At 72.0% G+C, this 26,211-nt stretch carries 25 protein-coding genes; 11 read left to right on the forward strand and 14 right to left on the reverse strand.

Annotated elements, in window-relative coordinates; translation table 11 throughout:
- Window positions 1-301: 301 nt before the first annotated feature.
- From ACFRU2_RS14600 to ACFRU2_RS14615, 4 genes are all read right to left on the reverse strand, one after another.
- Window positions 302-1,420: a sensor domain-containing diguanylate cyclase gene (locus tag ACFRU2_RS14600; RefSeq protein ID WP_250746278.1), complete on the reverse strand. Its 1,119-nt coding sequence runs from the start codon at window positions 1,418-1,420 to the stop codon at window positions 302-304.
- Between the two features lie 122 nt (window positions 1,421-1,542).
- Window positions 1,543-2,343 (reverse strand): enoyl-CoA hydratase/isomerase family protein, encoded by an 801-nt coding sequence (locus ACFRU2_RS14605; RefSeq protein ID WP_382971927.1) that lies wholly within the window; start codon window positions 2,341-2,343, stop codon window positions 1,543-1,545.
- 250 nt (window positions 2,344-2,593) lie between these two features.
- The gene (locus tag ACFRU2_RS14610) at window positions 2,594-3,790 is read right to left on the reverse strand and encodes an adenylate/guanylate cyclase domain-containing protein (protein WP_382971928.1); all 1,197 of its coding nucleotides are present in this window, start codon (window positions 3,788-3,790) and stop codon (window positions 2,594-2,596) included.
- Window positions 3,791-3,925: 135 nt separating this feature from the next.
- Complete coding sequence (locus ACFRU2_RS14615) at window positions 3,926-4,804, reverse strand: biotin--[acetyl-CoA-carboxylase] ligase (RefSeq protein WP_382971930.1); 879 nt, start codon at window positions 4,802-4,804, stop codon at window positions 3,926-3,928.
- A gap of 131 nt (window positions 4,805-4,935) precedes the next feature.
- Here ACFRU2_RS14615 and ACFRU2_RS14620 point away from each other — a divergent pair, with 131 nt between their 5' ends.
- The 4 genes from ACFRU2_RS14620 (at window position 4,936) to ACFRU2_RS14635 (ending at window position 7,637) form a co-directional block, all read left to right on the forward strand.
- Window positions 4,936-6,531 carry an acyl-CoA carboxylase subunit beta gene (locus ACFRU2_RS14620; protein WP_274549214.1) on the forward strand — a complete coding sequence of 532 codons (1,596 nt, stop codon included), beginning with the start codon at window positions 4,936-4,938 and terminating at the stop codon, window positions 6,529-6,531.
- A gap of 19 nt (window positions 6,532-6,550) precedes the next feature.
- Window positions 6,551-6,760, forward strand: a complete 210-nt coding sequence (locus ACFRU2_RS14625; RefSeq protein WP_382971932.1) for an acyl-CoA carboxylase epsilon subunit — start codon at window positions 6,551-6,553, stop codon at window positions 6,758-6,760.
- Window positions 6,761-6,854: 94 nt separating this feature from the next.
- The gene (gene mmpB / locus ACFRU2_RS14630; RefSeq protein ID WP_266880764.1) at window positions 6,855-6,989 is read left to right on the forward strand and encodes a morphogenic membrane protein MmpB; all 135 of its coding nucleotides are present in this window, start codon (window positions 6,855-6,857) and stop codon (window positions 6,987-6,989) included.
- Between the two features lie 39 nt (window positions 6,990-7,028).
- Window positions 7,029-7,637 carry a Maf family protein gene (locus ACFRU2_RS14635; RefSeq protein ID WP_382971934.1) on the forward strand — a complete coding sequence of 203 codons (609 nt, stop codon included), beginning with the start codon at window positions 7,029-7,031 and terminating at the stop codon, window positions 7,635-7,637.
- Here the strand turns inward: ACFRU2_RS14635 and ACFRU2_RS14640 are convergent.
- On the reverse strand, window positions 7,618-8,283 hold the full coding sequence (locus ACFRU2_RS14640) for a hypothetical protein (RefSeq protein WP_382971936.1): 666 nt from the start codon (window positions 8,281-8,283) through the stop codon (window positions 7,618-7,620). The two genes, ACFRU2_RS14635 and ACFRU2_RS14640, sit on opposite strands and share 20 nt — an antisense overlap.
- A 396-nt stretch (window positions 8,284-8,679) precedes the next feature.
- On the opposite strand from ACFRU2_RS14640, the gene ACFRU2_RS14645 reads away from it, so the two are divergent.
- Entirely contained in the window at window positions 8,680-10,434 is a 1,755-nt protein-coding gene (locus ACFRU2_RS14645; RefSeq protein ID WP_382971938.1) for an acetyl/propionyl/methylcrotonyl-CoA carboxylase subunit alpha, read from the forward strand.
- Between the two features lie 236 nt (window positions 10,435-10,670).
- On the opposite strand, the gene ACFRU2_RS14650 is transcribed toward ACFRU2_RS14645, so the two are convergent.
- Window positions 10,671-11,624 (reverse strand): DeoR/GlpR family DNA-binding transcription regulator, encoded by a 954-nt coding sequence (locus ACFRU2_RS14650; RefSeq protein WP_382971940.1) that lies wholly within the window; start codon window positions 11,622-11,624, stop codon window positions 10,671-10,673.
- 175 nt (window positions 11,625-11,799) lie between these two features.
- Entirely contained in the window at window positions 11,800-13,239 is a 1,440-nt protein-coding gene (locus tag ACFRU2_RS14655; protein WP_382971942.1) for an NAD(P)H-quinone dehydrogenase, read from the reverse strand.
- 198 nt (window positions 13,240-13,437) lie between these two features.
- On the opposite strand from ACFRU2_RS14655, the gene ACFRU2_RS14660 reads away from it, so the two are divergent.
- The 3 genes from ACFRU2_RS14660 (at window position 13,438) to ACFRU2_RS14670 (ending at window position 16,496) form a co-directional block, all read left to right on the forward strand.
- Window positions 13,438-13,875, forward strand: coding sequence for a gamma-glutamylcyclotransferase (locus tag ACFRU2_RS14660; RefSeq protein ID WP_112449900.1), 438 nt, complete (start codon window positions 13,438-13,440; stop codon window positions 13,873-13,875).
- Between the two features lie 125 nt (window positions 13,876-14,000).
- The gene (locus ACFRU2_RS14665) at window positions 14,001-14,807 is read left to right on the forward strand and encodes a purine-nucleoside phosphorylase (protein ID WP_243333808.1); all 807 of its coding nucleotides are present in this window, start codon (window positions 14,001-14,003) and stop codon (window positions 14,805-14,807) included.
- A gap of 39 nt (window positions 14,808-14,846) precedes the next feature.
- Window positions 14,847-16,496, forward strand: coding sequence for a phospho-sugar mutase (locus ACFRU2_RS14670; protein ID WP_382971945.1), 1,650 nt, complete (start codon window positions 14,847-14,849; stop codon window positions 16,494-16,496).
- Window positions 16,497-16,651: 155 nt separating this feature from the next.
- Here the strand turns inward: ACFRU2_RS14670 and ACFRU2_RS14675 are convergent, their stop codons facing one another.
- The 3 genes from ACFRU2_RS14675 to afsQ1 are packed head-to-tail and all read right to left on the reverse strand — an operon-like array spanning window position 16,652 to window position 19,483.
- Complete coding sequence (locus ACFRU2_RS14675) at window positions 16,652-17,341, reverse strand: hypothetical protein (protein WP_382971946.1); 690 nt, start codon at window positions 17,339-17,341, stop codon at window positions 16,652-16,654.
- Window positions 17,325-18,908 carry an ATP-binding protein gene (locus ACFRU2_RS14680; RefSeq protein WP_382972539.1) on the reverse strand — a complete coding sequence of 528 codons (1,584 nt, stop codon included), beginning with the start codon at window positions 18,906-18,908 and terminating at the stop codon, window positions 17,325-17,327. Before ACFRU2_RS14680 ends, ACFRU2_RS14675 begins: the two co-directional genes overlap by 17 nt.
- The gene (gene afsQ1, locus ACFRU2_RS14685) at window positions 18,806-19,483 is read right to left on the reverse strand and encodes a two-component system response regulator AfsQ1 (protein WP_250746240.1); all 678 of its coding nucleotides are present in this window, start codon (window positions 19,481-19,483) and stop codon (window positions 18,806-18,808) included. The genes ACFRU2_RS14680 and afsQ1 overlap by 103 nt, the downstream gene beginning before the upstream one ends.
- Window positions 19,484-19,694: 211 nt before the next feature.
- Here afsQ1 and ACFRU2_RS14690 point away from each other — a divergent pair, with 211 nt between their 5' ends.
- On the forward strand, window positions 19,695-20,414 hold the full coding sequence (locus ACFRU2_RS14690; protein ID WP_382971948.1) for a SigE family RNA polymerase sigma factor: 720 nt from the start codon (window positions 19,695-19,697) through the stop codon (window positions 20,412-20,414).
- Window positions 20,415-20,704: 290 nt separating this feature from the next.
- On the opposite strand, the gene ACFRU2_RS14695 is transcribed toward ACFRU2_RS14690, so the two are convergent.
- The gene (locus tag ACFRU2_RS14695) at window positions 20,705-21,403 is read right to left on the reverse strand and encodes a uridine kinase (RefSeq protein WP_382972541.1); all 699 of its coding nucleotides are present in this window, start codon (window positions 21,401-21,403) and stop codon (window positions 20,705-20,707) included.
- 65 nt (window positions 21,404-21,468) lie between these two features.
- Here ACFRU2_RS14695 and ACFRU2_RS14700 point away from each other — a divergent pair, with 65 nt between their 5' ends.
- Window positions 21,469-21,825, forward strand: a complete 357-nt coding sequence (locus ACFRU2_RS14700) for a hypothetical protein (RefSeq protein WP_382971950.1) — start codon at window positions 21,469-21,471, stop codon at window positions 21,823-21,825.
- Window positions 21,826-21,942: 117 nt separating this feature from the next.
- On the opposite strand, the gene ACFRU2_RS14705 is transcribed toward ACFRU2_RS14700, so the two are convergent.
- Genes ACFRU2_RS14705 through deoC form a run of 3 tightly spaced genes read right to left on the reverse strand, consistent with a single transcriptional unit; the run spans window position 21,943 to window position 25,242 of the window.
- Window positions 21,943-22,845 carry an aldehyde dehydrogenase family protein gene (locus tag ACFRU2_RS14705; protein WP_382971952.1) on the reverse strand — a complete coding sequence of 301 codons (903 nt, stop codon included), beginning with the start codon at window positions 22,843-22,845 and terminating at the stop codon, window positions 21,943-21,945.
- Window positions 22,838-24,274, reverse strand: a complete 1,437-nt coding sequence (locus ACFRU2_RS14710) for an aldehyde dehydrogenase family protein (RefSeq protein WP_250746198.1) — start codon at window positions 24,272-24,274, stop codon at window positions 22,838-22,840. The genes ACFRU2_RS14705 and ACFRU2_RS14710 overlap by 8 nt, the downstream gene beginning before the upstream one ends.
- Before the next feature lie 5 nt (window positions 24,275-24,279).
- Window positions 24,280-25,242: a deoxyribose-phosphate aldolase gene (gene deoC, locus ACFRU2_RS14715; RefSeq protein WP_250746380.1), complete on the reverse strand. Its 963-nt coding sequence runs from the start codon at window positions 25,240-25,242 to the stop codon at window positions 24,280-24,282.
- Between the two features lie 268 nt (window positions 25,243-25,510).
- Between deoC and ACFRU2_RS14720 the strand changes: the two genes are divergently transcribed.
- Window positions 25,511-26,188 (forward strand): hypothetical protein, encoded by a 678-nt coding sequence (locus ACFRU2_RS14720; protein WP_382971954.1) that lies wholly within the window; start codon window positions 25,511-25,513, stop codon window positions 26,186-26,188.
- The last annotated feature ends 23 nt before the right edge of the window (window positions 26,189-26,211 follow it).

Consider the following 26,211-nt stretch of genomic DNA (forward strand, 5'->3'; position numbering starts at 1 on the left):
GGAGCCCCGAGGGGTCCGGGCGCAGCCCGGTACCCCTTCCCAGCCCGTCCGGCGCTTGAGGACCGGGGTCCGGGCAGCGCCCGGGGCACCCCATCCAGCCTCGCCGGCGTTTGAGGCGCGGGTCCGGGCAGCGCCCGGGGAACGGTGGAAGGGCGGGTAGGGGACTTCGCCCCGCAGGGCAACCCACCGCGGGCCGCAGCATCGGCCACCCCGCCCGGGGTCGGGACCGGACCCGCCAGGGGGTGGCAGGGCGCCAGCCGGGCGGGGCCGCACAGCGGGTCGGGGCGGCCCCGGGGCACCGCTACGCGCGCCCCCGGAAGCGGCGGCGTTCACCCGGCCCCCCGGGCTCCGCGTCGGCGAGGCGGACGACCGCAGTGTCCCGCCCCGCGACCACCGGCTTCGCCGACCGCGCCGCCTTCGCCTTGTACTGCGCCGCATCCGCCAGCCGGAACAACCGCCGGGAGGACTTCACCGGCCCGATCGGGTCCCCCGTGGAGGCGACGCCGCAGGCGACCCCCTCCCCCAGCTCGAGCTCCGCGGCCCGCAGGCACACCTCCTCGGTGACCCGCACCACCTCGTCCGCCGAAGGCCCCACGCTGACCAGGCAGAACTCATCCCCGCCCAGCCGCGCCACCAGCGCCCCCGGCAGCATCGCCCCGCACAGGCTGAGCACGGAGCCGAACCGTTCCAGCAGCCGGTCGCCCATCGCGTGGCCCAGGGTGTCGTTGACCTTCTTCAGGCCGTTCAGGTCGCAGACGACCAGACTCACCACCACCTCGGCACCACTGCGCCGGTGCTCCTCCAGCGCCTCGTCGAGCCGCATGTCCACGGCCCGCCGGTTGGCCAGCCCGGTCAGCGGGTCGGTGAAGGCGAGCCGGCGGGCCTCCTCCAGCCGGTCGCTCTGCGCCAGCCCGGCCGCGATCACCGCCGCGAGGACCTCTCCGAACTCCGCGTCGTCCTCGTCGAAGTCCGCCATGCCCTCGTCCCGGGCCACGTACAGCTCGCCCCAGGCCCGCCCGCTCAGCACGATCGGGGCCACCACGCACGTGCCGCGCCCGCGCCGCCGCAGGGCCTCGCCCCGGCGTCCCGGCCGGTCGCCGACCGCGCTGTCCACCCAGGCGTGGGGTCCGCCGCCGCCGACCCAGCGCTCGTGCAGGAACTCCGTGATCTCGGGGAAATCGTGCACGGGGTACGACTCGTCCTCGGGGAACTCCTCCTCCCCGTCCCTGCGCTCCCCCTCGTTCACGAGCACCCGCAGGCGCCCCCGCTCCCGCTCCCACGCGGAGATCGCGGCGAACGACCCGTCCATCGCCAGCCTCGCTCCGCGCGCGGCGGCCCGCACGCTGTCCCGCGGCGTGCACGCGGCAGCCATGGCCTGCGCGAGGCCCACAACGGCTCGAAGCCGCCCGTCAACACCCATCACCCCAGGTTAGGGAGTTTTGTCCGATTTAGTGACAATTGGCGCGACATTCGGTGGCACCAAGATCACACCGGGTCACCGCCCGGGGTCCGCCGGACCACCGGACACCCCGGTGGACGCCCTCACACCCCCGGCCACTCCGGCTTCCGCTTCTCGTTGAACGCCGCCACACCCTCGGCCCGGTCCCCCGAGAAGGCCACCGTCCGCCACGCCGCGTCCTCGATCTCCAGCCCGGCCGTCAGGTCCATGCCGTGCCCGAGCCGCAGCGCCCGCTTGGCGGCCCGCAGTCCGACCGGGGAGTTCGCCGCCATCGCCGCCGCCATCGCCAGGGCGGCCTCGCGGTCCGTCCCCGCCGGCACCACCGAGTCCACCAGGCCCAGGGTCAGGGCCTCCGCGGCCTCCACGCGCCGCGCGGTGAAGATCAGCTCCGCCGCCCGCGCCGCCCCCACGCGCCTCGGCAGCAGCTGCGTGCCGCCGCCGCCCGGGATCACCCCGACCGACACCTCGGGCAGCCCGACGACGGCCGTCCCGTCGGCCACGATGACATCGCACGCGAGGGCCAGCTCGAAGCCGCCGCCCAGCGCGAACCCGTGCACCGCCGCGATCACCGGCATCGGAAGCTCCAGGACTCCCCCGTACGCCCCCCGCGTGGTCGGCCGCTGCCGCAGCAGCTCCGCGTCCGAGAAGGAGTTCCGCTCCTTGAGGTCCGCGCCCACGCAGAACGCCCTCTCGGCGGTCGAGGAGAGCACGACGACCCGTACCGACGGGTCCGCACCCAGCGCCGCACACGCGGCGCCGATGCCCCGCGCCATCTCGGTCGACACGGCGTTCATCGCCTTGGGCCGGTCCAGGACCAGCTCGGCGACGTGCCCATCGCCCGCACGACGTACCGCGACGAACTCCCCGAAGCGCTGCTCGGACATCTCTGCGACCCCTCCACGTTAACGACCGTTATCAACGGACTCTAGCGCGCGGAGCAGCTCAGCAGGAGGCCTCCGGCCGACCAATCCCCGGCACCGGCCCGGCACGCCGGCACGCCGGAGCACGGAGCCGGAGTACGGAGCGGTAAGAGGCGGTCCGGCACGGCACAGGACGGCACGGCACGGCCGACCCTTCGGGGAAGAACCCGGCCGCCGGCCGCCGGCCACAGGCCGACGCCGGCCCGGGCGCACGTCAACCGGAGGTCTTGGGACTCCTGCGCGTCAGCGACCAGGGTTCCACCACGCCGAGGCCGCGGACCGGGCGCTGGAACATCGGCTGGAGCGCGAAGCGGTAGGTGCCGCCGCCCTCCTCGTTCTCGGCTTCCTTCTCCGAGACCGGCGCCGCTCCCGTGCGGCCCAGTTCCTCGGCCATCGCGCCGTCCACCAGGACCGCGTCCTTCGGCGCTATCGACGTCAGCCGCGAGGCCAGGTTCACCGTGGTCCCGAAGACGTCGCCCATCCGGGTGGTCACCGTCCCGAAGGCGATGCCCACGCGCAGCTCCGGCATCTGCGGATCGGCTTCCATGGTCTCGATCAGCCGCAGCGCGATTTCCGCCGCCGTGGCCGCGTCGTCGGCGCAGTACAGCACCTCGTCGCCCAGCGTCTTGATCAGCCGGCCGCCGTGCGCCGCCACCAGGTCCGCCGAGGTCGTCTCGAAGGACTCGACCAGCTCGCCGAGCTCCTCCTCCTCCAGCCGCCGCGTCAGGCGCGTGAAGCCCACCAGGTCGGCGAAGCCCACCGCGAGGCGCCGGTCGACCATCTCCTCGTCGTCCGCCACCTGCACGACCCGCCCGGTCGCGGCCGCGAGCTGGCGCCGCCACACGTAGACGAGGAACTCCTCCAGCTCCGGCAGCAACAGCTCGACCAGCGGGTACGTGACCTCCGTACGGGTCATCCCCGGCTCCGGCGGCTCCGTCAGCCCCTCCAGGAAGGAGTCGATCTGCCACTCCGCGAGCCGGGCCGTGGTCTGCCCGGTGGACCGCGCCACCTGGACCGCCATCGGCTCGCTCAGCAGCCCGGCCTCGACGAGGCCGGCGAGCCGGCGCAGCGCCAGTACGTCGGCCTCCGTCAGGGCCCTGGCCTGGCCGATGTCCGCGAAGCCCATGGCCCGCCAGAAGCGGGAGGCGAGCTCCATCGAGACCCCGGCACTGCGGGCCGCCTGGAAGGGCGTGTACCGGCGCTCGGCGCCCAGGATCAACTGCTCCAGGCGGATGGCCAGCGGGTCGGCCGTCGGCTGCGCCGTGTGGTCGACCTCGTGGTGGGGAGTGTGCTGCTCGCGCCCGATCGGGGTCGCGTGGACTCCGGAACCGCCCGAGCCGCCGGAGCCGCCCGCACCGCCCGTCGCCGTTGCGGGGGCGGGCGCGCTGGACTGAGGGTCGTCGACGGTCAAGGGCCGCCTCCTGTCCATTCCGTGCGCACTGCCGAACCGGGTGATCACCGCGAGGACCGGGATCGCCTAAACCATACGGCAGGTGTGCCGTAGCTCACTCCCCTACTCCGTCACCCGGGGCGGTCCCCCCGCGGGCTACCGCACGGAGCGCAGATGGACGACGTCCCCTGCCCCCACGGCCTCGTGCTTGTCCTCCGCCGTCCGTACGACGAGCCGTCCGTCGGCGTCCACCGCTTCGGCCGTCCCGGTGAGCGTGCGCCCGCCCGGCAGCTCGGCGCGCACGTGCTTGCCGAGGGTCGCGCAGCCCGCCGCGTACGTCTCCTGCAGACCGCTGGCCGCCGGGTCGCCGCCGGCCTCCCGCCAGTTCCCGTACCACTGCTCCAGGGAGCGCAGCACGGCCTTGAGCAGCGGGTCCCGGTCGGTGACGGTGGCCTTGGCCAGCGCCAGCGACCCCGCGGTGTCCACCGGCAGCTCGGCGTCGGTCAGCGTCACGTTGAGCCCGATCCCGAGGACGACCCCGTCGGCCACGCGCTCCGCGAGGATCCCGCCGGTCTTGCGCTCCTCCCCGTCCACGGTGACCAGCAGGTCGTTGGGCCACTTGAGGGAGGTGTCCACGCCCGCGGCGCGCGAGAGCCCGGTGGCGGTGGCCACCCCGGCCAGCAGCGTCAGCCAGCCCCACCGCTCCTGCGGCACCGCGGGCCCGGGCTTCAGGAGTACGGAGAAGAACAGTCCTGACCGCGCGGGCGCGACCCAGCTCCGGTCGAGCCGGCCCCGTCCGGCCGTCTGCTCCTCGGCGACGAGCACGGCCCCCTCGGGCAGCTTCGCGGCCCGTGCGGCGAGATCGCTGTTGGTGGACCCGGTGGACCCCACCACCTCCAGCGAGGTCCACAGCCCTTCGCCGGTCACGAGGGCCCGCTGCAGCGCGGCAACGTTCAAGGGCGGCCGGTCCAGACTCGACCAACGGCCCGCGGAAGCTCCGGTCGAAGCCCCGCCTGATGCATCTGATGGCGTCATGCAACCCAGATTAGGTGTGTCAAACGCCGCACCGCCGAGCGCCATGCCCGCCGATACGCTACGCACCAGTAGCTAGTAAAAACCAAGTAAGTCACCAGGCAGTTGACACCACGCAGGGAGCCGCGACCCCGATGTCACAACCGTCAGAGCCGATCGACATGCACACCACCGCGGGGAAGATCGCGGATCTGCAGCGCCGCGTCGAGGAAGCCACACACGCCGGGTCAGGGCGGGCGGTGGAAAAGCAGCACGCCAAGGGCAAGCTGACGGCGCGTGAGCGGGTGGCCCTGCTGCTGGACGAGGGGTCCTTCGTCGAGCTGGACGAGTTCGCCCGGCACCGGTCGACGAACTTCGGGCTGGAGAAGACCCGGCCGTACGGCGACGGCGTCGTCACCGGCTACGGGACCGTCGACGGGCGGCCCGTCGCCCTGTTCTCGCAGGACTTCACCGTCTTCGGCGGGGCCCTCGGCGAGGTCTACGGCCAGAAGATCATGAAGGTCATGGACTTCGCTCTGAAGACCGGCTGCCCGCTGATCGGCATCAACGACTCCGGCGGCGCCCGCATCCAGGAGGGCGTCAGCGCGCTGGGCATGTACGGCGAGATCTTCCGCCGCAACGTCCACGCCTCCGGCGTGATCCCGCAGATCAGCCTGGTCGTCGGCCCGTGCGCCGGCGGGGCCGTGTACTCCCCCGCCATCACCGACTTCACGGTCATGGTCGACCAGACCTCGCACATGTTCATCACCGGCCCGGACGTCATCAAGACCGTCACCGGCGAGGACGTCGGCTTCGAGGAGCTGGGCGGGGCGCGCACGCACAACAGCACGTCCGGCGTCGCGCACCACATGGCGGGTGACGAGAAGGACGCCATCGAGTACGTGAAGTCCCTGCTCTCCTACCTCCCGTCGAACAACCTCTCCGAGCCCCCGGCCTTCCCCGAGGAAGCCGACACCGAGGTCTCCGAGAGCGACCGCGAGCTCGACGTGCTGATCCCGGACAGCGCGAACCAGCCGTACGACATGCACAAGGTGATCGAGCACGTGCTCGACGACGCGGAGTTCCTGGAGACCCAGTCGCTCTTCGCGCCGAACATCCTCACCGGCTTCGGCCGCGTCGAGGGGCACCCGGTCGGGGTCGTCGCCAACCAGCCGATGCAGTTCGCCGGCTGCCTGGACATCGACGCCTCCGAGAAGGCGGCCCGGTTCGTCCGCACCTGCGACGCCTTCAACATCCCGGTGCTGACCTTCGTCGACGTTCCGGGCTTCCTGCCGGGCACCGACCAGGAGTACAACGGAATCATCCGGCGCGGCGCCAAGCTGATCTACGCCTACGCCGAGGCGACCGTCCCCCTGATCACCGTCATCACCCGCAAGGCCTTCGGCGGGGCCTACGACGTGATGGGCTCCAAGCACCTGGGCGCCGACCTCAACCTCGCGTGGCCGACGGCCCAGATCGCCGTCATGGGCGCGCAGGGCGCGGTCAACATCCTGCACCGGCGGGCGATCGCCGAAGCGGAGGAGGCCGGCACCGCCGAGGAGACCCGGGCGCGGCTCATCACCGAGTACGAGGACGCGCTGCTGAACCCGTACACGGCCGCCGAGCGCGGGTACATCGACGCGGTGACCATGCCGTCCGAGACCCGGGCGCACGTGGTGAAGGGGCTGCGGCAGCTGCGCACCAAGCGCGAGTCCCTGCCCCCGAAGAAGCACGGCAACATCCCGCTCTAGCCGTCACGAGGAGCTCACAGTGGTGATCAAGGTCGTCAAGGGGAACCCGACCCCGGAGGAGCTGGCCGCCGCACTGGCGGTGGTCCGAGCGCGCGCGGCGGCCCTCGCGTCGGAGCCGTCGGGCGCGGAGCGGGTGACCGACGCGTGGGCGGCGCCGGGCCGGGTGGCCCGGCGGACCCTGCCGCGCCCGGGGCCGGGCGCGTGGGGCCGTACGTACTGGCCCGCGTAAGCCGTAGGTGGAGATGAAGATGGCGTGAACTGCCCGTGGCGCCTGAGTACCCGTACTCAGGCGCCACAGGAGTGCTCGGGGCCAGGATCGGGGCATGCTCTGGTCAGACCCGAAGAACGAGCCGCCGAAGGACATGCGCGACGCCGAGGCGATGGTCCGGCGGATGACGGTCATCGTCGTCATCGCGATGGTCGTCGTGGTGTACGTACTGGGCGTGGGCGGTTTCTAGCACCGCGGCCACCCACGGGGCGCCCCTACGATGGCAGGCATGACTGCTGCCCCCGGCCACGCCCTCGTCCTCGCCTCCGCTTCGCCCGCCCGGCTGAACCTGCTGCGGCAGGCCGGGCTCTCCCCGCACGTGATCGTGAGCGGCTTCGACGAGGACGCCGTCACCGCGGACTCCCCCTCCGAGCTGGCGCTCGCGCTGGCCGAGGCGAAGGCGGCCGTCGTGGCGGCCCTGGACGAGGCCGCGGGCGCCCTGGTGATCGGCTGCGACTCCGTGCTGGAGCTGGACGGCGAGGCGCTGGGCAAGCCGGCGGACGCCGAGGAGGCCACGGCCCGCTGGAAGTCGATGCGCGGGCGCGCCGGGGTGCTGCGCACCGGGCACTGCGTGATCGACACGGCGAGCGGCCGTCAGGTTTCGGCCACGGCGTCGACGACGGTCCGCTTCGGCGAGCCGACGGACGCGGAGGTCGCGGCGTACGTGGCGAGCGGGGAACCGCTGCACGTGGCGGGGGCGTTCACCCTGGACGGGCTGTCGGCCCCGTTCATCGAGGGCATCGACGGGGATCACGGCAATGTGATCGGGATCTCCCTGCCGCTGCTGCGCTCGCTGCTGGCGGAACTGGGCGTGTCCATCACGGACTTGTGGGCTTGACGTCCCCGAGCTTCCCGAAGTCCCCGAAGTCCGCGAGCGGGTGGCCCGGCGGCGTGTCCCGGATCTCCGGTCCGTCGTCGAGGCCGTCGTCGAAGCCGCTGCCGGGCCTGCCGTCCGACCCGCCGCCGGGCCCGCCGAAGCCGTCCTCGGGCCCGCCGAAGCCGCCCAGGGGGCCGCTGGAGCCCCCCGCGGGGCCTCCGGCGCCCTCGGCGGCCCCGCCCGCGCCCTTGGCCGCGTAGAGCGTCAGGCTCAGCACCAGCAGGCAGAGGATCAGCATCATCACCGCGAAGGCGCCCCAGCCGACCAGGCCGACGACGAGGGCGCCGAGCAGTCCGTGGGTGACGGCGGCGCTGACGAGGAGCACGCGCGCGAAGGAGCCCGGGGCCCGGTCGCGGATCGCGGCGACGACGAGGAACACGGCGCAGGCGAGCAGGAACACGGCCATGCCGGCGCCGAGCGCATAGGTTGCCTTGGACATGACATCCGGATCGGCGCCCGCGATGGACATCGACTGGTTCTCGGTGGTCCGGCCCAGGACGAGGTGGACGAAGCCGAGCACCGCCGCCTCCACGACGAGTACGACCGCGGTCGCTCCGGCCACGGATCTCCGCAGCACCACGCCACCCACGCCACTCACACCAGCCACGACGCCCCCACCCCGCATGCACAAGCCCGTTCGACGCCTGGAGGCTACTAACGGGTAAACCTTCGGACAAGGGGCCGCGGCCGCTTCGTTACGGTCGGGCTGCCGTACGGCGACCCGCCGGTGCCGACGCCACGCCCGGGCAAGGAATGCATGGGCCGTTCGTAGGGATTCGACAAAGAATCACCCCGGGCCGCTGACCCGGGGAACAGAGACCCCGGACACACGGCAGGGTTACTGTGCAGTCGGGGATCCCCCTGACATGGGGCGCCACAAGGGTTTTATCGACTCGGAGTCGACTCGGATCACAGTCCGTGTGGGCAAGGTCACCACCGGAGAAGGGTCGAAAGGCCGTGTGGGCTGTCCCTAAACTCAGCTTGTTTCAAGGAGGGAGCCATCGTGCGCAAGGTGCTCATCGCCAACCGTGGCGAAATCGCTGTCCGCGTTGCTCGGGCCTGCCGGGATGCCGGGATCGCGAGCGTAGCCGTCTACGCCGATCCGGACCGGGACGCTCTGCATGTCCGCGCGGCCGACGAGGCTTTCGCGTTGGGCGGTGACACCCCGGCCGCGAGTTATCTGGACATTTCCAAGATCTTGCAGGCCGCAGCCGACTCCGGTGCGGACGCCATCCATCCCGGATACGGCTTCCTTTCCGAGAACGCGGAGTTCGCGCAGGCCGTCATCGACGCGGGGCTGATCTGGATCGGCCCGCCGCCGCAGGCCATCCGTGACCTGGGTGACAAGGTCGCCGCCCGGCACATCGCGCTGCGTGCCGGCGCGCCGCTGGTCGCCGGCACGCCGGACCCGGTCTCCGGGTCGGACGAGGTCGTGGCGTTCGCCAAGGAGCACGGCCTGCCCATCGCGATCAAGGCCGCTTTCGGTGGCGGCGGTCGTGGTCTGAAGGTCGCCCGGAACCTCGAAGAGGTCCCGGAGCTCTACGACTCCGCCGTGCGTGAGGCCGTCGCCGCCTTCGGCCGCGGCGAGTGCTTCGTGGAGCAGTACCTCGACAAGCCGCGGCACGTGGAGACCCAGTGCCTGGCCGACTCCCACGGCAACGTGGTCGTCGTCTCCACCCGTGACTGCTCGCTGCAGCGCCGCCACCAGAAGCTGGTGGAGGAGGCCCCGGCCCCGTTCCTGACGGAGGCCCAGAACGCCGAGCTGTATGCGGCGTCGAAGGCGATCTTGAAGGAAGCCGGCTACGTCGGCGCCGGCACGGTGGAGTTCCTGGTCTCCGCCGACGGCCTGATCTCCTTCCTGGAGGTCAACACCCGTCTGCAGGTCGAGCACCCGGTCACCGAAGAGGTCACCGGCATCGACCTGGTCCGCGAAATGTTCCGCATCGCGGACGGCGAGGAGCTCGGCTACGGGGACCCGGTCCTGCGCGGTCACTCCTTCGAGTTCCGCATCAACGGCGAGGACCCGGGCCGCGGCTTCCTGCCCGCCCCCGGCACCGTCACCAAGTTCGCCCCGCCGACCGGCCCCGGCGTCCGTCTCGACGCGGGCGTGGAGTCCGGCTCGGTCATCGGCCCGGCCTGGGACTCCCTCCTGGCCAAGCTCATCGTTACGGGTGCCACGCGCGAGCAGGCCCTGCAGCGGGCGGCGCGCGCGCTGGCCGAGTTCGAGGTCGAGGGCATGGCCACGGCCATCCCGTTCCACCGCGCGGTCGTCATCGACCCGGCCTTCACGGCCGACCCGTTCACGATCCACACCCGCTGGATCGAGACCGAGTTCGTCAACGAGATCCCGGCGTTCACGGTTCCCGCCGCGGAGGACTCCGAGGACGAGCCGGGCCGCGAGACCGTGGTCGTCGAGGTCGGCGGCAAGCGCCTGGAGGTCTCCCTCCCGTCCTCGCTGGGCATGACCCTGGCCCGCACCGCGGCCGCGGGCGGCGCGAAGCCCAAGCGCCGCGCGGCCAAGAAGTCCGGGCCCGCCGCTTCCGGCGACACCCTGGCCTCGCCCATGCAGGGCACCATCGTGAAGGTCGCGGTCGAGGAAGGCCAGCAGGTCAACGAAGGCGACCTGATCGTCGTCCTCGAAGCCATGAAGATGGAACAGCCGCTGAACGCGCACCGTTCGGGCACGATCGTGGGCCTGTCGGCAGAGGTCGGCGCGTCGCTCACCTCGGGCGCGGCGATCTGCGAAATCAAGGACTGACGTCCTGTACGGGTCCCGGGGCTCCCCCGGGACCCCGATCGCGGGGCGGTGCGCCGCTGCGCGGGGCAGGGTTCCCCTCCCCGCCCTTCGCCCGTTCCCTGGGGCTCCGCCCCGGACCCCGCTCCGCAAACGCCGGAGGGGCTGGATTTCGGCTGACGTCAGCCAATATCCAGCCCCTCCGGCGTTTGAGGAGCAGGGGTCCGGGGACTGGTCCCCGGCAACGACGCCGCAGGTACCTATCGGCGCCGCATGTCCGCGACCCGCGCCCGCTCACCCGCCTGCTGCTCGTGCAACGGCGGCCCCGCGCTGCGGAGCTGGGCCGTCGGCCCGCCCCGCCGCTGGACGGGGAGCGGGGACTCCCGGCGCGGACGCCTCCCGGCCATCGACTCGCCACCGCCGGAGGCGGAGCCGCCCCCGGCCACGGTGATCTGCACGCCCTGGTCCGCCAGCGCCTGCAGCTCCGTACCGGCCCGGTCGTCGTGCGCGGGCGGCTCGTCCGTCACCAGCCGGGTGATCACATCGGTCGGCACGGTCTGGAACATGGTGTCCGTCCCGAGCTTCGTGTGGTCGGCCAGGACCACCACCTCCGCCGCGGCCTGGACCAGCGCCCGGTCCACGCTCGCGGAGAGCATGTTGGAGGTGGACAGCCCGCGCTCGGCGGTGAGACCGCTGCCGGACAGGAAGGCCCGCGAGACCCGCAGCCCCTGGAGGGACTGCTCGGCACCGCTGCCGACCAGCGCGTAGTTGGACCCCCGCAGGGTTCCGCCCGTCATCACCACCTCCACCCGGTTCGCATGGGCCAGCGCCTGTGCGACGAGCAGCGAGTTGGTGACGACGGTGAGTCCGGGCACCCGGGCGAGCCGGCGGGCCAGCTCCTGGGTGGTGGTGCCGGCGCCGACGACCACGGCCTCGCCTTCTTCGACGAGTCCGGCCGCGACATCGGCGATGGCGGTCTTCTCCGCCGTCGCGAGATGGGACTTTTGCGGAAAGCCGGATTCCCGCGTGAAACCGCCCGGCAGTACCGCACCGCCGTGCCGGCGGTCGAGGAGTCCTTCTGCCTCCAGTGCCCGCACGTCCCGCCGTACGGTCACTTCGGAGGTCTGGACGACGCGGGCGAGCTCCCGGAGCGATACCGCTCCGTTGGCCCGCACCATTTCGAGGATCAATTGGCGACGTTCTGCAGCGAACACGAAACTGACAGTAACCCCAACGACCATCTGCTTTCAGCTCTTTGCGCCGGAATACCGAAGTTGTCCATACCGTAGGGCAACTAGTGGTATACGCGGTCGGCCCGCCGCGCACCTGCTCCGCGGCGGGCCGACCACCCACTCCAAAGCCCTTGCTCACAAGGGCCGTTATCGGTACTTACGCCTCGCCGGAGGACTTCCGCGTGTGCAGCTGGCGGGCGACCTCGGCGATCGAACCGGACAGCGAGGGGTACACGGTGAACGCGTTTGCGATCTGCTCGACCGTCAGGTTGTTGTCGACGGCGATCGAGATCGGGTGGATGAGTTCGCTCGCGCGCGGCGATACGACCACGCCGCCGACGACGATCCCGGTGCCGGGACGGCAGAACAGCTTCACGAAGCCGTCCCGGATGCCCTGCATCTTGGCGCGCGGGTTGCGCAGCAGCGGGAGCTTCACGACCCGGGCGTCGATCTTGCCGGCGTCCACGTCGGCCTGGGTGTAGCCGACGGTGGCGATCTCGGGGTCGGTGAAGACGTTCGAGGAGACCGTCTTCAGGTTGAGCGGGGCCACCGCGTCGCCGAGGAAGTGGTACATCGCGATGCGCCCCTGCATGGCGGCCACCGACGCGAGGGCGAAGATGCCGGTCACGTCGCCGGCCGCGTACACGCCGGGCGAGGAGGTGCGGGAGACCTTGTCGGTCCAGATGTGCCCCGACTCCTTGAGCTTGACCCCGGACTCCTCCAGGTTCATGTTGCTCGTGTTCGGGATCGCGCCGACCGCCATCAGGCAGTGCGTGCCGCTGATGACCCGGCCGTCGGAGAGGGTGACCTCGACCCGGTCGCCCACCCGCTTGGCGGACTCGGCGCGGGAGCGGCCGATGACGTTCATGCCGCGGCGCCGGAAGACGTCCTCCAGCACGGCGGCGGCGTCGGGGTCCTCGCCGGGGAGCACGCGGTCGCGGGAGGACACGAGGGTCACCCGGGAGCCGAGGGCCTGGTACGCACCGGCGAACTCGGCGCCGGTCACGCCGGAGCCGACCACGATGAGCTCCTCCGGGAGCTCTTCGAGGTCGTAGACCTGGGTCCAGTTCAGGATCCGCTCGCCGTCGGGCATCGCGTCGGGGATCTCGCGGGGGTGTCCGCCGGTCGCGATGAGCACGGCGTCGGCGGTGAGGATCGTCTCGGAGCCGTCGGCCGCGGTGACGATGACGTCCCGCGTGCCGTCGATGCCCTGCGGGCCGCCGAGCTTGGCGCGGCCCCGTACGACCCGGGCGCCGGCCCGGGTGACGGAGGCGGTGATGTCGTGGGACTGGGCGAGCGCCAGGCGCTTGACGCGCCGGTTCACCTTGCCGAGGTCCACGCCGACGACGCGCGCGGCCTGCTCGATGTGCGGGGTGTCGTCCGCGACGACGATGCCGAGCTCCTCGTACGACGAGTCGAAGGTCGTCATGACCTCGGCGGTCGCGATGAGAGTCTTGGAGGGCACGCAGTCGGTGAGCACCGACGCGCCGCCCAGACCGTCGCAGTCCACGACGGTCACCTCCGCGCCGAGCTGGGCCCCCACGAGGGCCGCCTCATACCCGCCGGGTCCGCCGCCGATGATCACGATCCGGGTCACGAAAACTCCGCCTCACGTCTACCCGGCCGGCTGCCGCCCCGGCCGGGGCTTCCGGGGGGTCTCCCCGGGGGATGCATTCCGTACGTCATTGTCCCGCACGCATCAAGGTGCTTCACGCCCGGTCCCACCATCCGGGACGCAGGCCCCGTACGCGGCCGGGAGCGCAGTCGGGGCCGCCCCTCCCGTACCCTCGACCTCATGTCGCTCTACGCCGCGTACGCCGGCAACCTCGACCCGCGGCTGATGACGCGCCGCGCTCCGCATTCGCCGCTGCGCGGCACGGGCTGGATCAACGACTGGCGGCTGACCTTCGGCGGCGAGCAGATGGGCTGGGAGGGCGCGCTGGCGACGATCGTCGAAGCGCCGCGCCACCAGGTCTTCGTCGCGCTGTACGACGTGGCCCCGCTGGACGAGGACTCCATGGACCGGTGGGAGGGCGTCGGGCTCGACATCTACCGCCGCATGCGGGTGCGCGTGCACACGCTGGACGGCGAGGAAGCGGCCTGGGTGTACGTGCTCAACGGCTACGAGGGCGGCCTGCCCTCGGCCCGCTACCTGGGCGAACTCGCCGACGCGGCCGAATCCGCGGGCGCCCCGCACGACTACGTGATGGAACTCCGCAAGCGCCCCTGCTGAACGGCGCCGCACGGGCCCCGTCCACCCCGCCCGGGACAATTGGTCGGAAACGACAAAGCAACGATCCGAATACCGTGAGCGGTGCCATCTACGCGCGTAGGCCGAGAGGGGCTACGCTCTTCCGCGTGAACGCATCTGTTACCGACCCCTTCGCCGCCGCCGACGCCGCCGCCGCCCGCCTGCGCGAGCTGACCGGCGCCGAGACCCACGACGTCGCCCTCGTGATGGGCTCCGGCTGGGCCCCCGCCGCGGAGGCGCTGGGCGCGCCCGAGGCCGAGTTCCCCGTCACCGAGCTGCCCGGCTTCCCGCCCCCCGCCGTCGAGGGCCACGGCGGCAAGATCCGCTCGTACAAGATCGGCGACAAGCGCGCGCTGCTCTTCCTCGGCCGGACCCACTACTACGAGGGCCGCGGCGTCGCCGCCGTCGCCCACGGCGTGCGCACGGCCGTCGCCGCCGGCTGCAAGACCATCGTCCTGACCAACGGCTGCGGTGGCCTGCGCGAGGGCATGAAGCCCGGCCAGCCGGTCCTGATCAGCGACCACCTCAACCTCACGGCCACCTCGCCGATCGTCGGCGCGAACTTCGTGGACCTCACCGACCTGTACTCGCCGCGCCTGCGCGCGATGTGCAAGGAGATCGACGAGACCCTCGAAGAGGGCGTCTACGTGCAGTTCCCCGGCCCGCACTACGAGACCCCGGCCGAGATCAACATGATCCGCGTCATGGGCGCCGACCTGGTCGGCATGTCCACCGTGCTGGAGGCCATCGCCGCCCGCGAGGCCGGCGCCGAGGTGCTCGGCATCTCGCTGGTCACCAACCTGGCGGCGGGCCTGTCCGGCGAGCCGCTGAACCACGAAGAGGTGCTCCAGGCCGGCCGCGACTCGGCCGCGCGCATGGGCAAGCTGCTGACGCAGGTCCTCGCCCGGATCTGAACGAGCGACCCGACCGACCGACGAGAGGTAGTGCAGGACGTGCAGGACGATCTGATCGCACGGGCGCAGGCCTGGCTGGCCGAGGACCCCGACCCGGAAACCGCCGACGAGCTCGCCAAGCTCATCGAAGCCGGTGACACCACGGAGCTCGCGGACCGCTTCTCCGGCATGCTGCAGTTCGGCACCGCCGGACTCCGCGGCGAGCTGGGCGCGGGCCCGATGCGGATGAACCGCAACGTGGTGATCCGGGCCGCGGCCGGCCTCGCGGCCTACCTCAAGGCCCAGGGCCACGCCGGCGGCCTGGTCGTCGTCGGCTACGACGCCCGCTACAAGTCGGCCGACTTCGCCCGCGACACCGCCGCGGTGATGACCGGTGCCGGGCTGCGCGCCGCCGTCCTGCCCCGTCCGCTGCCGACGCCCGTCCTCGCGTACGCCATAAGGCACCTGGGCGCCGTCGCCGGCGTCGAGGTGACCGCGAGCCACAACCCGCCCCGGGACAACGGCTACAAGGTCTACCTCGGCGACGGTTCGCAGATCGTCTCCCCGGCCGACGCCGAGATCGCCGCGCAGATCGACGCGATCGCCGCGCTGGCCGACGTACCGCGGGCCGACGGCGGCTGGCAGGACCTCGGCGACGAGGTCCTGGAGGCCTACCTGGCACGTACGGACGCCGTCCTGACCCCCGGCTCCCCCCGGGGCGTGCGGACCGTCTACACGGCCATGCACGGCGTCGGCAAGGACGTGGTCCTGGCCGCCTTCGCCCGCGCCGGCTTCCCCGCCCCGGTCCTGGTGGCCGAGCAGGCGGAGCCGGACCCGGCCTTTCCGACGGTCGCCTTCCCCAACCCGGAGGAGCCGGGCGCGATGGACCTGTCCTTCGCCAAGGCCGCCGAGGTCAACCCCGACATCGTCATCGCCAACGACCCGGACGCCGACCGCTGCGCCGTGGCCGTCCCGGACGCGGCCTCGGCCTCCGGCTGGCGGATGCTGCGCGGCGACGAGGTCGGCGCGCTGCTCGCCGCCCACCTGGTGCACAAGGGGGCGCAGGGCGTCTTCGCCGAGTCCATCGTCTCCTCCTCCCTCCTGGGGCGAATCGCGGAGGCCGCGGGCGTCGGCTACGAGGAGACCCTGACCGGCTTCAAGTGGATCTCCCGCGTCGAGGGCCTGCGCTACGGGTACGAGGAGGCGCTCGGCTACTGCGTGGACCCCGAGGGCGTCCGCGACAAGGACGGCGTCACGGCCGCCCTGCTCGTCGCGGAGCTGGCCTCGGAGCTCAAGGAGCAGGGCCGGACCCTGACCGACCTGCTGGACGACCTGGCCATGGAGCACGGCCTGCACGCCACCGACCAGCTGTCGGTCCGCGTGGAGGACCTGTCGGTCATCGCCTCGGCGATGGCGGCGCTGCGCGCGGAGCCCCCGGCCTCGCTGGCGGGCCTGCGGGTCACCTCGGCGGAGGACCTGAACCGGGGCACGGCGACGCTGCCGCCCACGGACGGGCTGCGCTACTACCTGGAGGGCGACTACAAGGCCCGGGTGATCGTCCGCCCGTCGGGTACGGAGCCCAAGCTGAAGTGCTACCTGGAGGTCGTGGTCCCGGTGGCGGAAGCCTCGGACCTGCTCCCGGCCCGCGCCCGCGGCCAGGAAGTCCTCGACGCGATCAAGAAGGACCTGGCGGCGGCGGCCGGAATCTGACCTTCGCGACGCGCACCTCGCACTATCCCCCAGACTCCGTCCGGGGGGACCCCCGGACGGGCTTCGGCCCGCTGCGCCGGACTCCGTCCGTCGACCCGGCAGGCAGCACGAAGGCCCCCCGAGCTCCGGCTCGGGGGGCCTTCGTCGTGACCGGGTCAGGAAGGGCGCGGCGCCGGGCTCGCCGACGGCAGCACCACGTCGCCCAGGGTCGGTACCGACTCCGGGCGGGAGCGGACGGCGTCCGTGCACTCCCAGGCCCTCGGCGGATCCGCGTCGGGACCGCCCAGGACCACCGGACCCGGCCCAGCCGACACCGCGTCGCTCTCCGCGAGCGTGCACACCAGCTGCGACAGGGCCACCGGAGGCAGGTCCTCGGGCTTGCGGCTCAGCCGTACCGTGCCCGCCGGGTCCCCCGGCCGCGGCGCCGAGGCCGTCAGCACGGCCGGCACCTCGGTCGTGAAACCGGCTTCCCGCTCCTCCGCCGACGGCTCCCGCTGGAGCGCCGCCAGCAGGGCCTGGGCGACGAACACGGCCGCGTCACGCGCGGGCTGCTTCTCCGGCACCGGCACCACTCGCTGGACGCCCACCAGCTGCGCCCCGCAGACCAGTTCCACCGTGGCCCGGATGCCCTGCACCCCGCCCGTTCCGGCGGCCGTGCCGGTCGGCGTCTTGCAGGAGACCCGCGAGGGCGCCGCGCCCACGTCCACCGGCACGGTGGTCGCCCGGATCCCGCAGCCCGACAGGACGCCCGCGGACAGCAGGCTCAGGGCCGCCACCACGGCGGTCGTCGCCGTACGCCTCGTACCGGCCTTGGTCCCGGCCCCCGTCCTACGCCTCGTCGTCACCGGCGATCACCTTCCCCACGTCCACCGGCAGCCGCAGCGTGAACAGCGCACCGCCCTCCGCCCCGTTCTCCGCGGTGATGTCGCCGCCGTGGATGTGCGCGTTCTCCATCGCGATGGACAGGCCGAGCCCGCTGCCGTCGGACTTCGGCCGCGACGCGCTCGCCTTGTAGAACCGGTCGAAGACGTGCGGCAGTACGGCCTCGGGGATGCCCGGCCCGTTGTCCCGTACGGCGATGACCAGCCAGTCGTCCTCCACCCGGATGGAGACCCGGACCGGCGAGCCGCCGTGCTTGAGCGCGTTGCCGATCAGGTTCGCCAGGATCACGTCGAGCCGCCGCGGGTCGAGCCGCGCCACGATCCCGCGCTCCGCGTCGAGTTCGACCGCGTCGAGCCACGCCCGCGTGTCGATGCACGCCGTCACCTGGTCGGCGACGTCCACGTCGTCCAGTACGAGGCGCGCCGTGCCCGCGTCGAAGCGGGTGACCTCCATGAGGTTCTCCACGAGGTCGTTCAGCCGCCTGGTCTCGCTCACGACCAGACCCACCGCCGGTGCGATCATCGGATCGAGGAACTCGACCTCGTCCTCCAGCACCTCGGCCACCGCCGTCAACGCCGTCAGCGGCGTGCGCAGTTCGTGGGACATGTCCGCGACGAAACGCCGGCTGGACTCCTCCCGCGCGCTCATGTCGGCGACCTTCTTCTCCAGCGCCTCCGCCGTCTTGTTGAAGGTGTGGGCCAGATCGGCGAGTTCGTCCGTCCCCGACACCTCCAGCCGGTGGTCCAGCTCCCCTTCGCCGAGCCGGCGCGCCGCGTCGCCGAGCCGCTGCACGGGCCGCAGCACCGTACGGGCCGCGGCCTGCGCGAGCAGCGCGGACCCGAGCAGCGCGAGTCCGGTGGCGATGGTCAGCGACCAGGCCAGGGCGTTGAGGTCGTCGCGCTCCTGGGCCAGGGACTTGTACATGTAGCCGGTCGGCCCGCCGCCCACGATCCGGGTGCCGCCGACCAGGTAGGGGTTCCCGTTCGGCTTCGTCCGCTGCCAGTACACGTGGTACGCGGCGTCGTTGGCCGAGGTGGTCTTCTGCCGGTCGTTCACGGCGTGCTGGAGCGACTTCGGTACGTCGGCCAGCGAGAAGGCGTCGGGACCGGCCGACCCGGCCACCTTGCGGCCGTCCTTCTCGTCCACCAGCAGCACGCTGTAGCCGGGGCTGCTGCCCGCCATCATCTCGGCGGTGTGCTGCAGCTCCTCCTGCGTCGGGTCGGCGGGCAGCGCCGCGGCCCGGTTCTGCATCTCCTGCCGGAAGTCGCCGAGGGCGGCGTCCTGGGTCCGGGTCAGGACGGCCTCGCGGTTGAGCCAGTACGCGATCCCGGACGCGGACACGGCGGCCGTCAGCGCGACCAGTGCGAACACGACGAGGAGCCGCAGCCGCAGGCTGGTCCAGCGCCGGCCCGCGAACAGGGCTCTGATCACTGCGGGGAGTCCAGTCGGTAGCCGACGCCCCGCACGGTACGGATCAGGGTGGGCGAGGAGGGCACTTCCTCGACCTTGGCGCGCAGCCGCTGCACGCAGGCGTCGACGAGGCGCGAGTCGCCGAGGTAGTCGTGCTCCCACACCAGCCTCAGCAGCTGCTGGCGGGAGAGCGCCTGGCCGGGGCGGCGGCTGAGCTCCAGGAGCAGCCGCAGCTCGGTCGGGGTGAGCTGGAGGTCCTCGCCGTTCTTGGTCACCGTCATGGCGTTGCGGTCGATGACCAGCGAGCCGAAGACGGCGGAGTCGGTGGCCTCGCGCTCGCCACGGCGCAGCACGGCCCGGATGCGGGCGTCGAGGACCCGCCCCTGGACGGGCTTGACGACGTAGTCGTCCGCTCCCGACTCCAGGCCGACGACCACGTCGATGTCGTCGTTGCGCGCGGTGAGCAGGATGATCGGCAGCTGGTCGGTGCGCCGGACACGCCGGCACACCTCGAAGCCGTCGATGCCGGGCAGCATGACGTCGAGCACGATCAGATCGGGCCGCTGCTCGCGCAGCAGTTTGAGGCCGTCCTCGCCCGTCGCCGCGGTGGCCACACGGTGGCCCTGGCGAGTCAGGGAGAGTTCGAGGGCCGTGCGGATGGCGTCGTCGTCCTCGATGAGCAACAGGAAAGGCACGGGCTCATTCTGTCCCATCGCCCCTCGGGACTTCGACCGCCCTGCACCTCGAATCCCCGGGAGGCTTCCGCGGTGCCTCCGCAGGGCTCCTGATCGGCTCCCACTCGGCTCCCTGTGACAGGCCTGTGACAGTCGAAGGACACCCCGGTTATGTCGGGCGGGCAGTCTTCTTGGCAACGGACCAGACAGACTCCACGACGGGGGGCGCGAGATGAACACGCTGCACAGCATCAACACCAGCGCGATTGTCACGCGGCTGCACGATGTGAACCGCCGCACGGCAATCCGTACGGCGACGGCCCCTTCCCGGCGGCCGGCGCACGTGGTGGCCATCGACGCGAAGACCTACGAGCGCCCCTCCGTCCCCGCCCAGCGCACGCCGGGCTCCACGGACGCCCCGGACTCCTCCAACGAGGCCGAGTTCACGGCGTACGTCCAGGAGCGGCGGGCCGCCCTCTACGCGACGGCCTTCCACCTGACCGGCGACCGCTACGAGGCCGAGGACCTGCTGCAGACCGCACTGTTCTCCACGTACCGCGCCTGGGACCGCATCAGCGACAAGGCCGCCGTCGGCGGATACCTGCGCCGCACGATGACGAACCTGCACATCAGCGCCTGGCGCCGGCGCAAGCTCAACGAGTACCCGACGGAAGAGCTGCCGGAGACGGCCTCGGACACGGACGCCATGGGCGGTACGGAGCTGCGCGCCGTGCTGTGGCAGGCGCTCACCCGCATCCCGGAGCCGCAGCGCACGATGCTGGTGCTCCGGTACTACGAGGGCCGCACGGACCCGGAGATCGCGGAGATCCTCGGCATCAGCGTCGGCACGGTGAAGTCGAGCATCTGGCGTTCGCTGCGCCGGATGCGCGAGGACGAGGCGCTGAGCTTCGGCCGCGACGAGGCGGAGTCCTTCGAGGACCTGGTCGCGTAGGACCGCGGCACACAAGACCAAAGGGCCAGGGGGCCCGTCCTGCGGGGGTGGGACGGGGGCCACGGGGGCAAAGGGCGGGATCGAGCGGACGGGGGTCCGCACGGTCCCGCCTTTTGGCGTCCGCACTCTCAGCCGGGCCCATCCAGCCGTCCGGCGTTTGAGGACCGGGGTCTGGGGCGGAGCCCCAGGATCTTTCCGGGTCCGGGCAGCGCCCGGGGAACGGCGGAAGGGCGGGTAGGGGACAAGCCCCGCAGGGCCCGGCGAGCACAGCCCTGCCAGGGCAGCGAAGGCTAGGCCCGGGCCACGGCCCGGTGCCGCCCCGCGGCAGCAGCGGCAAGCCGCCCGAGCGCCTCGTCACGACCACACGCATGCGCACCCAGCGCGGTATGCCGCGCCACGATTCCCCGCTCGGCCCGCATCAGCCGCCACCCACGCCGCAAAAGCATCGGCACCGACTTGCGCCCCTCGCGCAGGTCACGGGCCAGGCGCCGCCGGAAGGTGGTGCTGGGCCGCCCGCGCAGGCAGATCGCGTCCGCCAGCAGCCCCAGCTCCTGGCACCGCACGACGACGTCCGCCGCGAAGATCCCCTCGGCTATGAACAGCGGGGTCCGGGCGATGTCCAGCGCCTCCGTACCGGTCCGCGAGGAGGTGGCGATGTCGTAGACGGGGACCTCGGTCCGCCCGGCCGCACACAGCTCGGAGATCGCGGCCACGGCCGCCTCCGCGTCCCAGGACAGCGGCGAGTCCCAGTCGATGTCGGCGCTGCCCTCGACGAACGGGAGGGTCGGGTCGTCGCCGTCCTTGTAGAAGTCGTCCAGGCGCAGCACGGGCAGCCCGGACCGGGCCGCCAGCGAGGACTTGCCGGAACCCGAGGGCCCGGTCAGGAGGACGACACGCGTAGGCAAAGGAGAGGAACAGCTCACGGAACAACAGTGTGAACTATTAGCTCGCGCAGGGGACCCACCCAAAGGTCCGTTGGTATCCAGGATCACACCTCCACTACGCTGCGTGCGCACGCGATCACGACTCCGTACGAGCCCACAGGCGGGAACCCATGGCACGTCACGCAGCCCCCAAAGCCCCCCACTCCAAGGCGCTGCGCAGCGCAGGTCTGACCCTCTCGATGGCCGGCGCGGCCCTCGCGATGGCCGCCGGCGGCGCCCAGGCGGGCGAGCTCGATGTTCCGGCGGCCCTCGCAGGGGTCTCCGACCCGATCTCGAACCTCAAGGTCAATCCCCTGGCCCACACCGGCGTGGACCCGCTCGACAACGGCATCGCCACCCAGGTCGCGGATTTCCCCTCCGTCGGCACCGGCATGGTCACGGGCATCCTGACCCGGGGGCCGTCGGTCGGCGAGCTGCCCACGGCTGCGGCGTCGTCCCTCCTGGGCCCCCTGACGGGCGGCAAGTAGCTCCCGTACTGCACGTACGGCACGTACGGGCACGTGAAGAGGCCCCGGCAGCGCGGGGGACGCCGCCGGGGCCCGTCTTCGGGGGTGGGGCCGCCGGGCCCCTGGTGAGACGACCCGCTAGTACGAAGACCCGCCCGCGCCCAGCGACCCGGTCGGGTGCCAGACGGTCTTGGTCTCCAGGAACGCCGTCATGCGCGCCGTACCCGGGTCCGCGCTCCAGTCGTCCACAGGCTGTGGACGCAGGACGCGCTTGAGGTTGTCCGCGGCCGCGATCTCCAGCTCCTTGGCCAGCGCCTCGTCGGCTCCGGCCAGGTCGATCGCGTTGACGTCCTGGTGGGACGCCAGGTGCGGGCCCATCTCCGCGGCCTTGCCGGAGAGGATGTTGACCACGCCGCCGGGCAGGTCGGAGGTGGCCAGCACCTCACCGAGGGAGAGGGCGGGGAGCGGGGACTTCTCCGAGGCGATCACGACGACGGTGTTGCCCGTCGCGATCACCGGGGCGATCACGGAGACCAGGCCCAGGAAGGACGAGGCCTGCGGGGCGACGACGGTGACGACGCCCGTCGGCTCCGGGGTGGAGAGGTTGAAGAACGGGCCCGCGACCGGGTTGGCCCCGCCCACGATCTGGCCGATCTTGTCGGTCCAGCCCGCGTACCAGACCCAGCGGTCGATGGCCGCGTCGACGACGGCCGCGGCCTTCGTCTTGGACAGGCCCTCCGCCTCGCCCACCTCGCGGACGAACTGCTCGCGGCGGCCCTCCAGCATCTCGGCGACGCGGTAGAGGATCTGGCCGCGGTTGTACGCGGTCGCACCCGACCAGCCGCCGAAGGCCTTGCGGGCGGCGACGACCGCGTCCCGGGCGTCCTTGCGGGAGGACAGGGGGGCATTGGCCAGCCACTTGCCCTTGGAGTCGGACACCTCGTACACCCGGCCGCTCTCGGAGCGGGGGAACTTGCCCCCGACGTACAGCTTGTAGGTCTTGAAGACGCTCAGACGCGTCGCCGACGATGACTCAGACATCGAGGTAGCCCTCCAGGCCGTGACGGCCGCCTTCGCGCCCGAAGCCCGACTCCTTGTAGCCGCCGAAGGGCGAGGTCGGGTCGAACTTGTTGAACGTGTTGGCCCACACCACACCCGCGCGGAGCTTGTTGGCGACCGCGAGGATGCGGCTGCCCTTCTCCGTCCAGATGCCGGCGGACAGGCCGTACTGGCTGTTGTTGGCCTTGGCGACGGCCTCGTCGGGCGTACGGAAGGTCAGCACGGACAGCACCGGGCCGAAGATCTCGTCGCGGGCGACGGTGTGCGACTGGGAGACGTTCGTGAAGAGCGTCGGGGCGAACCAGTAGCCTGCGTTCGGCAGTTCGCACGGCGCCGACCAGCGCTCGGCGCCCTCCGCCTCGCCGGTGTCCGCGAGGGCGGTGATCCGGGCGAGCTGCTCGGCGGAGTTGATCGCGCCGATGTCGGTGTTCTTGTCGAGCGGGTCGCCCAGGCGCAGCGTGGTCAGCCGGCGCTTGAGCGAGTCGATCAGCTCGTCGTGGATCGACTCCTGGACCAGGAGGCGCGAGCCCGCGCAGCAGACCTGGCCCTGGTTGAAGAAGATGCCGCTGACGATGCCCTCGACGGCCTGGTCGATGGGGGCGTCGTCGAAGACGATGTTGGCGCCCTTGCCGCCCAGCTCCAGGGTGACCTTCTTGGAGGTGCCGGCGACCTGGCGCGCGATGGCCTTGCCGACGGCGGTGGAGCCGGTGAAGGCGACCTTGTTCACGTCCGGGTGCTCGACGAGGGCCGCGCCCGCGTCCCCGTACCCGGTGAGGATGTTGACGACGCCCTTGGGCAGGCCCGCCTGGCGGCAGATGTCCGCGAAGAAGAGCGCGGAGAGGGGGGTCGTCTGGGCCGGCTTGAGCACGACCGTGTTGCCCGTGGCGAGCGCCGGGGCGATCTTCCAGGCGAGCATCATCAGCGGGAAGTTCCACGGGATGACCTGGCCGGCCACGCCGAGGGGGCGCGGGTTCGCGCCGTAGCCCGCGTGGTCGAGCTTGTCGGCCCAGCCCGCGTAGTAGAAGAAGTGCGCGGCGACGAGCGGCAGGTCCGCGTCGCGGGTCTCCCGGATCGGCTTGCCGTTGTCGAGGGTCTCCAGGACGGCCAGCTCGCGGCTGCGCTCCTGGATGATCCGGGCGATGCGGAAGAGGTACTTGGCGCGCTCGGAGCCGGGCAGCGCGGACCACTTCTCGAAGGCCTTGCGGGCGGCCTTCACGGCGCGGTCGACGTCGGCGGCGCCGGCCTGGGCGATCTCGGCGAGGACCTCTTCGGAGGCCGGGGAGACGGTCTTGAAGACCTTGCCGTCCGCCGCGTCGGTGAACTCGCCGTCGATGAACAGCCCGTAGGAGGGTGCGATGTCGACGACGGAACGGGACTCGGGGGCGGGTGCGTACTCGAATGCGGATGCCATGGCGATCAGTCCACCGTCACGTAGTCGGGACCGGAGTACCGGCCGGTGCTCAGCTTCTGGCGCTGCATCAACAGGTCGTTGAGCAGGCTGGAGGCTCCGAAGCGGAACCAGTGGTTGGACAGCCAGTCCTCGCCCACGGTCTCGTTGACCAGGACCAGGAACTTGATCGCGTCCTTGGTGGTCCGGATCCCGCCGGCCGGCTTCACGCCGATCTGGATTCCAGTCTGCGCCTTGAAGTCGCGGACGGCTTCGAGCATGAGGAGCGTGTTCGCGGGCGTCGCGTTGACCCCGACCTTGCCGGTGGACGTCTTGATGAAGTCGGCCCCGGCCATCATGCCGATCCAGGAGGCGCGGCGGATGTTGTCGTACGTGGACAGCTCGCCGGTCTCGAAGATCACCTTGAGACGGGCCGCGCTGCCGTCGGGGCGGACGCAGGCCTCCTTCACGGAGCGGATCAGCTCGTAGGTGTCCAGGTAGCGGCCGGCGAGGAAGGCGCCACGGTCGATGACCATGTCGATCTCGTCGGCGCCGGCGGCCACGGCGTCGGCCGTGTCGGCGAGCTTGACGGGCAGCGCCGCGCGGCCGGCCGGGAAGGCGGTGGCGACGGAGGCGACCTTGACGTCGGCGCCGTTCAGGGCGGCCTTGGCGGTGGCCACCATGTCGGGGTACACGCAGACGGCGGCCGTCATGGGCGTGGTGCGGTCGGTCGGATCGGGGTTGGCTGCCTTGGCGGAGAGCGCCCGGACCTTGCCCGGGGTATCCGCGCCTTCCAGCGTCGTCAGGTCGATCATCGAGATGGCGAGGTCGATGGCGTACGCCTTGGCCGTCGTCTTGATCGAGCGGGTGCCGAGGGAGGCCGCGCGGGCCTCCAGGCCGACAGCGTCGACGCCGGGCAGCCCGTGCAGGAAGCGGCGCAGCGCACTGTCGGACGTCGTCACGTCAGCGAATGCGGTGAGGGTGGTGGGCATGGTCACCACATGAGCATATCTACGCGCGTAGCGACCTGTCACCCCCCTCTGTCGATTCGGGGGCATCCGCGAGGGAATCACCCCGTCCGTTCCGACACGCGTTCGGGTGTTACACGGCCGGGACGGGAGCCGGATCCTCCGGCCTCACAGGATTCGTAGTTTTGTCTTCAGCAGCCCGCCACACCTGACCCGGCCGAACCAGACCGAAACAGATTCGTCGCGGCATGCGGCTCTCCTCTGCCCACTTCCGACCACACACGGAGTCGTCATGCGTACCGCCCTCGCCCTCCGCACCTCGATCACCACCGCCGCCCTCGCGGGCGCGATGCTCTTGCCCGCCGGCAGCGCCTTCGCCGCCGCACCCACCACCGCACCGTCCGCCACCGCCTCCGGGGCCGGGACCTCGGAGGAGGTCACCGCCATCTGCGTCTCCGGGCCCAAGCGGGTGGTCCTCGGCGCGGGGACGACGGCCGAACTGTGGACGACGGTGGACGGCCCGAAGGTGGATCTGTACGCCTCCGGGGAAAAGGGCGTCTGGAAGGTCCTGGACCGCAAGAACCCCTCCTGGTTGAAGAACGTCCAGATCATCAACCCGAGCGGTGCCAAGCCGGTCCTGCGGTGGCAGATGCAGGGCGGCATCGAGGCCTCCACCACTTCCTTCCCCGCCCTCCAGCCCGGCTGCCTGCGCAACTACGAGCTCGTCGAGGACAAGGCCACCACGCCGAAGCCGAAGCCCACCACCAAGCCCACGGTGAAGCCGAAGCCCCAGACGGTCGTGGTCCCGAAGGGGCCGGTCGCCGCGGGTGCCGAGCTCGGTACGGGGAGCTCCGAAGCCGAGGGCGTGGGTGCCCCGGTCGCGGTCGCCGGCGCCGGGGTCCTCTCGGTGGGCCTCCTGCTCGGTGCGGCCTTCGCGGTCCGTTCCCGCAGGGCGCGCTCCCGCGGCTGATCGCGACCCCGGGAGTAGTTCCC

It is taken from the genome of Streptomyces sp. NPDC056883, assembly GCF_042788835.1.
Lineage (GTDB): Bacteria > Actinomycetota > Actinomycetes > Streptomycetales > Streptomycetaceae > Streptomyces > Streptomyces stoeckheimensis.